This window comes from Streptomyces sp. NPDC002845, assembly GCF_053591955.1.
Genome location: NZ_JBSFUU010000150.1, coordinates 1 through 10,207, shown reverse-complemented (window position 1 = coordinate 10,207; position 10,207 = coordinate 1). Strand labels below are relative to the sequence as shown.

Here is a 10,207-nt window from a genome sequence, read left to right as displayed (position 1 = left end):
GGGGGGGGGGGGGGGGGGGGGCCGGGCGCGGGGGGGGGGCGGGGGGGTGGGCCGGACAGTGCGGTGTCCGGGGGTGGGCCGGACAGTGCGGTGTCCGGGGGTGGTTTATCGGCCTTCGGCCTCGTCCTCAAGCGCCGGACGGGCTGAGGGTGCTGGGGTGGGCTGGAAGTGGGCGACCCGGTGGGTGGTGGGTCGGCCTTGCGGCCTTGTCCTCGAACTGCGGCCTTGTCCGCGAATGCCGGACGGGCTGAGGGGAGTGCGAGGCCCGCTTCCTGACCTACCGAGTCGGGTGGTGGGTGGGCATAGGCCTGGGGGTCCAGGGAGCGAAGCCCCCTGGCGGGGTCGAAGGGGCGGAGCCCCTGGGGAGATGGGACGGGTAGGGGCGGCGGGGGCGAGGAAACCCGGCTCAGCCCAGCCGGGCCTCCAACTCCGCCACGATCTCGTTCACGCCGATCGCCACCTGCTCGCCGGACTCCATGTCCTTCAACTGGACGACGCCGTCGGCGAGATCGCGCTCCCCCGCGACGATCGCGTACCGCGCCCCACTCCGGTTGGCGTTCTTCATCGCACCCTTCAACCCCTTCCCGCCGTACGAGAAGTCGGCCGCGACGCCCACCTTGCGCAACTGGGTGACCTTGGCGAAGAGGACGCGGCGGGCCTCCTCGCCGAGCGGAACGGCGAACACGCTGGTGGACGCGGGGAGTTCGAGCTCGATGCCTTCGGCCTCCAGAGCGAGGACCGTACGGTCGACGCCCAGCGCCCAGCCCACCGACGGGAGCGCCGGGCCGCCGATCATCTCCGACAGGCCGTCGTAACGGCCGCCGCCGCCCACCGCGGACTGGGAGCCCAGACCGTCGTGGACGAACTCGAAGGTCGTACGGGTGTAGTAGTCCAGGCCGCGCACCAGCTTGGGGTCGTCCTCGAAGGAGACACCCGCGGCCGTGATCAGCTGGCGCACCTCCTCGTGGTACGCCTTGCACGCGTCGCACAGGTAGTCGCGCAAGAGTGGGGCGTCGGTCAGTTGCTTCTGGACGTCCACCCGCTTGTCGTCGAGGACCCGCAACGGGTTGATCTCCGCGCGGCGCAGCGTGTCCTCGTCCAGGTCCAGGCCGCGCAGGAAGTCCTGCAGCGCGGCCCGGTACACCGGACGGCACTCCTTGTCGCCGAGCGAATTCAGCAGGATGCGGAAGTTCCTGAGCCCCAGCGAGCGGTACGCCTGGTCCGCCAGGATGATCAGCTCGGCGTCCAGCGCCGGGTCCTCGGCGCCGATCGCCTCGGCGCCGACCTGGGAGAAGTGGCGGTAACGGCCCTTCTGGGGGCGCTCGTAGCGGTAGTACGAGCCCGAGTACCAGAGCTTGACGGGGAGGTTGCCCGTCTTGTGCAGGTTGGCCTCCAGCGCGGCGCGCAGCACGGACGCCGTGCCCTCGGGACGGAGGGCCAGCTTGTCGCCGCCCTTGGTCTCGAAGGCGTACATCTCCTTGGTCACGATGTCGGTGGACTCGCCGACCCCGCGTGCGAAGAGCTCGACGCTCTCGAAACCGGGCGTCTCGATGTAGCCGTACCCGGAGTTGCGCAGGGGGGCGGCGATCGCCTCGCGTACGGCGAGGTAGGCGGCGCTGTCCGGCGGGGTCAGGTCGTACGTGCCCTTGGGGGCCTTGAAGGTGCTCACGGAAGGTCTCTCGTCACATTCCTCGTCGGGGAGCGTCCTGGTGGGCTCCCTGGCCGGCGGCCACCTGCCGCAGATACGGGTTGGTGGCGCGCTCCTGGCCGATGGTCGTCTGGGGGCCGTGGCCGGACAGCACCACGGTCGAGTCGTCGAGCGGCAGGCACACGCGGGCCAGCGAGTCGAGCATCTCGGCCATGTCACCGCCGGGCAGGTCGGTGCGTCCGATGGAGCCGGCGAAGAGCAGATCCCCGGAGAAGAACACGGACGGGATGTCCGCCGTCTCGGGCATCCGGAAGGTCACCGACCCCTTGGTATGGCCGGGCGCGTGCGCGACGGACAGTTCCAGACCGGCCAGCTCCAGCCGGGCGCCCTCGGCCAGTTCCTTGACGTCGTCGGGCTCTCCCACGGTCAGCTCGCCCATGAGCGGCATCCCGATGGAACGGCCGAGCGCCTTCTCGGGGTCGCTCATCATGTACCGGTCCTCGGGGTGGATCCACGCCGGTACGTGGTGCGCGCCGCACACCGGGACGACCGAGGCCACGTGGTCGAGGTGGCCGTGGGTGAGGACGACCGCGACAGGCTTGAGCCGATGCTTCTTCAGCGTCTCCTCGACTCCCTGGGTGGCCTGATGGCCCGGGTCGATGATCACGCACTCCTCACCGGCGGCGGGGGCGACCAGATAACAGTTGGTCCCCCAGGCCCCGGCGGGGAACCCGGCAATGAGCACAATCGTCCTTCGTTGTGTCGTACGAGGATGGGTGAGGGTGGCTTGGCTGTGGGCCAGAGCCTACCGGCGCTGCCGTTTCCTCAGCGAACCCATATACGGTACGGGGCACACGCAGGCGGTCGGCTCACAAGACGCACGCGTCCCACTTGACATACGAGACGCACGAGGAGAAACCCGGTGGTCAGCCAGGAACAGCGGCGGCGTCAGCTCGCCCGGGAGAAGTTCTTGCGGCAGCAGCAGCGGCGCACGGCCGCGCGGCACAAGGCACGTGTCCGCAATTCCGTGATCGCGTCCGTCCTCGGCGTGATCCTGGTGGGCAGCCTGGCGCTGTACACGACCGGGGCGCTGAAGGACGACAACGCCGACAACAAGGACACCGCGAGCGCGGAGGTCACCCCGAGCGCGGAGGCGACCCCCAAGGCTCCGGACCCGTGCGAGAAGCCCGCCGAGGGCAAGGTGAAGTCGCTGACGTACGACAAGGAACCGGCGATCACCATCGACAAGACGGCGAAGTACACGATGGATCTGCAGACCACCTGCGGTGACATCGCGATAGCGATGGACGCGGCGAAGACCCCGAACACGGTGAACTCGTTCAACTTCCTGGTCGGCAAGGGCTACCTGGACCACACGAAGTGCCACCGGCTCACCACCGGGGGCATCTACGTCCTGCAGTGCGGCGACCCGGAGGGCACCGGCATGGGCGGGCCCGGCTACACGATCCCGGACGAGAACCTGACGGACGAGCGCCTCAAGGACGGGGTGTACCCGGCGGGCACGGTCGCGATGGCGAACACGGGCCAGAAGGACTCCGGCGGCAGCCAGTTCTTCCTCGTCTACCAGGACAGTCAGCTTCCGGCCAGCTACACGCCGTTCGGCACGATTTCCGAATCCGGCATGGAGGTGCTGAAGAAGATCGCGGACGCGGGCGAGAGCACCGGTCAGGGCGACGGCGCTCCCAACGCGACCGTGGTGATCAACAAGGCCACGGTCAAGGAATCCTGACCGCCAGCTGCGAAATTTCGGTCGCGCGGGATGCGGACAGCCGCCCCGCCGGTCGCCTATGTTGGCCGTGACGAAACTGTGGACGATGCCCGGGGTGCCACAGACCCCCGCGGGCATCATGTGGAGGAGGCGCTGTGAGCAGCGACCCGTGGGGCCGCGTCGACGAGACGGGGACCGTGTACGTGCGGACGGCCGACGGCGAGAAGGTCGTCGGTTCCTGGCAGGCCGGCTCTCCTGAGGAGGCGCTGGCTTACTTTGAACGCAAGTACGAGGGCCTGGTTGTCGAAATCGGCCTCCTCGAAAAGCGAGTGAAGACCACCGACCTGTCGACGAAGGACGCGCAGACGGCCATCGACCACATCCGCGAGCAGGTCGACGCGCACCATGCGGTGGGTGACCTGGACGCGCTGCGGGTGCGGCTGGACAAGCTCGTCGAGACCGTCGAGGCGCGCCGGGAGGAGCGCAAGGCCCAGCGCGCGAAGCAGTCCGACGAGGCGCGGCACGCCAAGGAGGCGCTGGTCGCCGAGGCGGAGGAACTGGCCCAGTCCGATCAGTGGCGGGTGGCCGGTGAGCGGCTGCGGGCCCTGGTGGACACCTGGAAGGGGCTGCCGCGGCTCGACCGCAAGTCGGACGACGAGCTGTGGCACCGCTTCTCGCATGCCCGCTCGGCGTTCTCCAAGCGCCGCAAGGCGCACTTCGCGCAGCTGGACGCGCAGCGCGAGGAGGCCCGCAAGACCAAGGAGCGGCTGGTCGGTGAGGCCCAGGCCCTGTCGGACTCGACGGACTGGGGTCCGACGGCGGCGCGCTACCGCGAGCTGATGGCCGAGTGGAAGGCCGCGGGCCGCGCGCAGCGAGAGCACGAGGACGACCTGTGGAACCGTTTCCGCGGTGCTCAGGACGTCTTCTTCGCGGCCCGCAGCTCCGTGTTCGCCGAGCGCGACGCCGAGCAGGCCGAGAACCTCAAGCTCAAGGAGGAGCTGGCCGAGGAGGCGGAGAAGCTGCTGCCGGTCTCGGACCTGAAGGCGGCCCGTGCCGCGTTCCGCTCCATCAACGAGCGCTGGGAGGCCATCGGGCATGTGCCGCGTGACGCCCGTCCCAAGGTCGAGGGCCGGATGCACGCCGTCGAGCGGGCCATCCAGGAGTCCGAGGAAACCGAGTGGCGCCGGACGAACCCGGAGGCACGCGCGCGTGCCGAGGGTCTGACCGGTCAGCTCCAGTCGGCCGTGGACAAGCTGAAGGGCCAGATCGAGCAGGCGCGGGCCCAGGGCAACAACGCCAAGGCCGACAAGCTCGAAAGGGAGCTGGAGGGCCGCCAGGCGCTGCTGGACCAGGCTCTGAAGGGTCTGGAGGAGTTCGGCGGCTGACGCCTTCGTTCAGCTGACGACTTCGTTCATACGAGAGTTCATACGACAGAGGGGCTCCGTACGCATCGTACGGAGCCCCTCTCTCATGCTGTGCGCTTCGGTTACGGCCTGCGCGCCGACGTCACCCGGTACACGTCGTACACGCCCTCCACACCCCGTACGGCCTTCAGGACGTGCCCCAGGTGCTTGGGGTCGCCCATCTCGAAGGTGAAGCGGGAGGTGGCCACGCGGTCGCGGGAGGTCTGGACGGCCGCCGACAGGATGTTGACGTGCTGGTCGGACAGGACGCGGGTGACGTCCGACAGCAGGCGGGAGCGGTCCAGGGCCTCGACCTGGATGGCGACCAGGAAGACCGAGGACTGGGTGGGGGCCCACTCGACGTCGAGGATGCGCTCCGGCTCGCGGGAGAGAGACTCGACGTTGACGCAGTCGCTGCGGTGAACCGATACGCCACTGCCACGGGTGACGAAGCCGATGATGGGGTCGCCGGGCACGGGCGTACAGCAGCGGGCGAGCTTCACCCAGACGTCCTCGACGCCCTTGACGACGACACCGGGGTCGTTGCTGCTGCGGCGCTTGCGGCCGCGGCCACGGGCGGGCGGGACGGCCTCGTCGATCTCCTCGGTGGCGGCCTCCTCGCCGCCGAGTGCCTGGACGAGCTTCTGTACGACGTTCTGCGCGGCCACATGGCCCTCGCCGATCGCCGCGTACAGGGACGAGATGTCGGGATAGCGCATCTCGTGGGCGAGCGTGACCAGCGAGTCGCCCGTGAGGATGCGCTGGATCGGCAGGTTCTGTTTGCGCATCGCGCGTGCGATCGCGTCCTTGCCCTGCTCGATCGCCTCGTCGCGCCGCTCCTTGGAGAACCAGGCACGGATCTTGTTGCGGGCGCGCGGCGACTTGACGAAGCCGAGCCAGTCGCGGGAGGGGCCCGCGCCAGACGCCTTCGAGGTGAAGACCTCGACCAGGTCGCCGTTGTCCAGGGTGGATTCGAGCGGGACCAGTCGTCCGTTGACACGTGCGCCTATGGTGCGGTGGCCGACCTCCGTGTGGACCGCGTACGCGAAGTCGACGGGGGTGGCGCCGGCCGGGAGCGCTATGACGTCGCCCTTGGGCGTGAAGACGAAGACCTCGTTGCGGGAGAGGTCGAAGCGCAGGGACTCCAGGAACTCGCTCGGGTCCTCGGTCTCCTTCTGCCAGTCGAGGAGCTGGCGCAGCCACGCCATGTCGTTGACGGCGGCTGCGTCCTTGCCGGCCTTGCCGGCTGCGTTCCTGGGCGCGTCCGTACGGACCTTGGAGGCGCCGGCGGAGGGCTCCTGCTTGTACTTCCAGTGGGCGGCGATGCCGTACTCGGCCCGGCGGTGCATGTCGAACGTTCGGATCTGGAGTTCGACCGGCTTGCCGTTGGGTCCGATGACCGTCGTGTGCAGCGACTGGTACATGTTGAACTTGGGCATCGCGATGTAGTCCTTGAACCGGCCGGGGACCGGGTTCCATCGCGCGTGCACGGTGCCGAGAGCGGCGTAGCAGTCCCTGACGGTGTCGACGAGGACACGGATGCCCACCAGGTCGTAGATCTCCGCGAAGTCACGGCCGCGGACGATCATCTTCTGGTAGACGCTGTAGTAGTGCTTGGGTCGGCCGGTGACGGTCGCCTTGATCCGGGCGGCCCGCAGATCGCTCTGCACCTCGTCGGTCACTATGGCCAGGTACTCGTCGCGCTTGGGGGCGCGCTCGGCGACGAGGCGCACGATCTCGTCGTACATCTTGGGGTAGAGGATCGCGAAGGCGAGGTCCTCCAGTTCCCACTTGATGGTGTTCATGCCCAGGCGGTGGGCGAGCGGCGCGTAGATCTCCAGGGTCTCACGCGCCTTCTTCTCCTGCTTCTCGCGCTTGAGGTAGCGCATGGTGCGCATGTTGTGCAGGCGGTCGGCGAGCTTGATGACCAGGACGCGCGGGTCCTTGGCCATGGCGACGACCATCTTGCGCACGGTCTCGGCCTGGGCGGCCTCGCCGAACTTGACCTTGTCCAGCTTGGTGACGCCGTCGACGAGCAGGGCGACCTGCTCGCCGAAGTCGCGGCGGAGCTGGTCGAGGCCGTACTCGGTGTCCTCGACGGTGTCGTGGAGGAGGCCCGCCATGAGGGTGGCCGGGTCCATGCCCAGCTCGGCGAGGATGGTGGTGACGGCGAGGGGGTGTGTGATGTACGGGTCGCCGCTCTTGCGCTTCTGGCCGCGGTGCCAGCGCTCGGCGACCTGGTAGGCCTTCTCGATCTGGCGGAGCGTCGCGGTCTCGATCTTCGGGTCGTTGCTGCGCACGATCCTCAGCAGCGGCTCCAGGACCGGGTTGTACGGGTTGGAGCGCTGCACACCGAGCCGGGCGAGGCGGGCGCGGACGCGGTTGGAGGAGCCGGAGCGGGCGGGCTGGCCCGGCGTCGGGCGGACAGCGGGCGTGGGCGCGGGTGCCGGAGCGGGGGCGGGTGCCGGGCGCTCGGGCGGGGCAGGCTTGGGGCGAGGCTGCTCGGCCGCCTTGCTGCCGGGCGCGGACTGGGCGTGCTCGACCGAGCCCTGCGCCGCGTTCTTGGCGTGCTGCGCGCTCTTCGCGTTCGGCGCGGGCGTGGCCGCGGGCTCCGAGGCGGACTCGGGCTTGGCGGCGGTCAGGTGCTGGGCCTCGTCTGGCAAGAGGGCTCCTCGTGCGCGATCCGGGTCCCCGGTCAGGCTCCGGAGACCCCATGGTAGCGATCCTCCGCGCCGGGATCGCCTTCAGGCCATCCCTGATCTTGCGTGGGTATCCCCGGCTTCGGCCGGGGAGGGAAACGCATCCATGCCACGGAGACGCGAACCGCCGTAGGTCTCTTCGCCCTCGTGGTGACGGTCAGACGAGCCGCTTCTGGCCCTCGATGTACTGGCGGATTACGGTCAGCGGCGCTCCGCCGCAGGACCCCGCGAAGTACGAGCGGGACCAAAACACCGAGCCCATGCCGATGCGGTTGATCCGGCCGGTGTACTCGGCCCGCAGGTACCGGGAGCTGACCCCCTTGAGGGAGTTGATCAGCTTCGACAAGGCGACCTTCGGCGGGTAGTGCACCAGCAGGTGCACATGATCGGTCTCACCGTTGAACTCGCGCAGCTCCACATCAAAGCCGGCGCACACCTCGCGCATGATCTCTTCGCACCGCTTGAGCATGTCGCCATCGAAGACGTCCCGCCGGTACTTGGTGACGAACACCAAATGCGCGTGCAGGCTGTAGGCAACATGACGTCCAGTGCGGATATCGGGATTTGGTTCCCAGCGTGGTGACATACGCCAAGTGTGTACGATCAAGCGAACCGACGTGGAAGGGGGTGGGCCGGATGATCCGTGCGTACAAGTTCCTCATGCGGCCCACCGTCCGCCAGGCGCAGGCCCTCGGGGAGATGCTGGCCGATCACTGCTCTCTCTACAACGGGGCGTTGCAGGAGCGCCGCGACGCCTACCGGCACACCTCCAGGACGAGCATCAAGTACGGGCAGCAGTCCGCGCAGCTCAAGGACATCCGGGCATTCGACCCGGAGCGCCAGGGCCGCTGGTCCTTCTCCAGCCAGCAGGCGACGTTGCGCCGTCTCGACAAGGCGTTCGCCGCGTTCTTCCGCCGCATCAAGTCCGGCGACACTCCGGGCTACCCGCGCTTTCGCGGTGTGAACTGGTTCGACACGGTGGACTTCCCCAAGGACGGGGACGGCTGCCGGTGGGACTCCACCCCGCACGACCCCATGACCCGCGTTCGCTTCCAGGGTGTCGGCCACGTCAAGGTCAACCAGCACCGGCCCGTGGTCGGCAAGGTCAAGACCGTCAGCGTCAAGCGCGAAGGCAAGCGCTGGTATGTGATCCTGACCGCCGAACAGGACGAGCCGAAGCCGCTGCCCACGACCGGCAGCGTGGTCGGCCTCGACCTGGGCATAGCCAACTTCCTCGCCGACTCGAACGGCGGGTTCATCCCCAACCCGCGCCACGGCCGGAAGGCCGCCGCGAAGCTGGAGGCGGCACAGCAGGCCCTTGCCCGTTTCCCGCGAGTCCGCCGGGACAAGCGCACCAAGAATCACCAGCGGGCGGTTGAGAAGGTTGCCGGTCTGCACCGCAAAATCCGCTGTCAGCGCCTGGACCACGCCCACAAGACCGCGCTTGATCTCGTGCGCCAGCACGACGTCATCGCGCACGAAGACCTCAAGATCCGCAACATGGTCAAGGCCCCCGCCCCGAAGCCCGACCCCGACCAGCCGGGCAGTTTCCTGCCCAACGGGGCCGCCGCGAAGGCAGGGCTGAACCACTCGATCTCGGATGCCGGATGGGGGGTGTTCCTGACGATCCTGAACGCCAAGGCTGAAAGCGCCGGACGGGAAGTGATCGCCGTGGACCCCCGCAACACCTCCAGGACCTGCCCCACCTGCGGGCACGTCTCAGCGGAGAACCGGCCCACCCAGGAGAAGTTCCACTGCGTCTCGTGCGGCCACAGCACGCACGCGGACACGGTGGGCGCCCTGAACGTTCTACGGGCCGGGCTGGTCCGTCGCGAAGCCCAACTGGCATAGCGAGAAGCCCCCGGCTTCAGCCGGGGGAGGAGTCACTGAGACGGCCTTGTACGGCGACAGGACAAACGGACACAGACACAGAGGCGGGCGCCGGATTCCTCCGGGGCCCGCCTCCGAATGCGCGTCGGAGTCAGTGACTGAGAGTCAAGAGGTCACTTCCACTTGAGCAGCGACGCACCCTTGATCTTGATCTGCTTCGAGGCCGCCACGTTACCCCACGGCACGTTCTTGATGAACCCACTCTTCCCGCAGCCCGCGTCATACCACTTCGCCTTTTGCCGCTTATTGAACCCCAAGACCTTGATGCACGGCGTTCCGCGGTCGGCCTTCCACTCGTAACGAACCTTGTACCCGAGGCGACCGAAGGTGGCACACGGAGACGGCGACGACTTCTTCCACTTGCGAGGGATGCCACCAGCCATCTTCCAGCTCGTGCAGGGGTTCGCCTGGATCGTCACGACATCAGTGGCGCCCTCAGTGGCCGTACTCGCATTCACTGGCGCAGCAGCCCCAGACAGCGCTACGACCGAGGTAACAGCGACTACCCCCGTCGCAAACTTGCGCAAACTCGACACTCAAGTTCCCCCTTGAGTTGATCAACCATGGTCCGCTCCCTCACCGGGGAGCCGAAATTCATCTCATCAGATTTTTCATGTACATCACAAGAAACTTGAGCAACATCTGAGCTTCCCTCTCCCCGTAACCACGTTCATCTCCCCGCACCTGCCTGGAAGTTGACGATCAATCAGAACTGATCTAACAAGTCACAGCAAATGAGGCGTGTGGGGGCGGCCGCTAACGGGCCGCCGTCCCACGACGCGAACAAAAAAGATAAATAACAAACACAGCCAAACCGAACAACAAAACACACGTCAAA

8 protein-coding genes are annotated in these 10,207 nt (G+C 67.9%); 3 read left to right on the top strand and 5 right to left on the bottom strand.

Annotated elements, in window-relative coordinates; genetic code table 11:
- Nucleotides 1–406 precede the first annotated feature (406 nt).
- Entirely contained in the window at nucleotides 407–1,669 is a 1,263-nt protein-coding gene (gene hisS, locus ACWD3C_RS46800; RefSeq protein ID WP_451154643.1) for a histidine--tRNA ligase, read from the bottom strand.
- 13 nt (nucleotides 1,670–1,682) lie between these two features.
- A complete protein-coding gene (locus ACWD3C_RS46795) occupies nucleotides 1,683–2,393 on the bottom strand; it encodes an MBL fold metallo-hydrolase (RefSeq protein ID WP_451154641.1) in 711 nt (236 codons plus the stop codon).
- Between the two features lie 177 nt (nucleotides 2,394–2,570).
- Here ACWD3C_RS46795 and ACWD3C_RS46790 point away from each other — a divergent pair, with 177 nt between their 5' ends.
- A complete protein-coding gene (locus tag ACWD3C_RS46790; RefSeq protein ID WP_451154639.1) occupies nucleotides 2,571–3,398 on the top strand; it encodes a peptidylprolyl isomerase in 828 nt (275 codons plus the stop codon).
- A 134-nt stretch (nucleotides 3,399–3,532) separates the two neighbouring features.
- On the top strand, nucleotides 3,533–4,762 hold the full coding sequence (locus ACWD3C_RS46785) for a DUF349 domain-containing protein (protein WP_451154637.1): 1,230 nt from the start codon (nucleotides 3,533–3,535) through the stop codon (nucleotides 4,760–4,762).
- A 101-nt stretch (nucleotides 4,763–4,863) separates the two neighbouring features.
- On the opposite strand, the gene ACWD3C_RS46780 is transcribed toward ACWD3C_RS46785, so the two are convergent.
- The gene (locus ACWD3C_RS46780) at nucleotides 4,864–7,443 is read right to left on the bottom strand and encodes a RelA/SpoT family protein (RefSeq protein ID WP_451154635.1); all 2,580 of its coding nucleotides are present in this window, start codon (nucleotides 7,441–7,443) and stop codon (nucleotides 4,864–4,866) included.
- A 193-nt stretch (nucleotides 7,444–7,636) separates the two neighbouring features.
- Entirely contained in the window at nucleotides 7,637–8,065 is a 429-nt protein-coding gene (tnpA, locus tag ACWD3C_RS46775) for an IS200/IS605 family transposase (protein ID WP_451154633.1), read from the bottom strand.
- A 50-nt stretch (nucleotides 8,066–8,115) separates the two neighbouring features.
- Between tnpA and ACWD3C_RS46770 the strand changes: the two genes are divergently transcribed.
- Entirely contained in the window at nucleotides 8,116–9,330 is a 1,215-nt protein-coding gene (locus ACWD3C_RS46770) for an RNA-guided endonuclease InsQ/TnpB family protein (protein WP_451154631.1), read from the top strand.
- A gap of 152 nt (nucleotides 9,331–9,482) precedes the next feature.
- Here the strand turns inward: ACWD3C_RS46770 and ACWD3C_RS46765 are convergent, their stop codons facing one another.
- Nucleotides 9,483–9,788 carry a hypothetical protein gene (locus ACWD3C_RS46765; RefSeq protein ID WP_451154629.1) on the bottom strand — a complete coding sequence of 102 codons (306 nt, stop codon included), beginning with the start codon at nucleotides 9,786–9,788 and terminating at the stop codon, nucleotides 9,483–9,485.
- Between the last annotated feature and the right edge of the window lie 419 nt (nucleotides 9,789–10,207).

Excerpts from the sequence above, each read along its gene's own strand:
- tnpA (WP_451154633.1), bottom strand. The coding sequence starts at position 8,065 with ATGTCACCACGCTGGGAACCAAATCCCGATATCCGCACTGGACGTCAT.
- ACWD3C_RS46770 (WP_451154631.1), top strand. The coding sequence starts at position 8,116 with ATGATCCGTGCGTACAAGTTCCTCATGCGGCCCACCGTCCGCCAGGCG.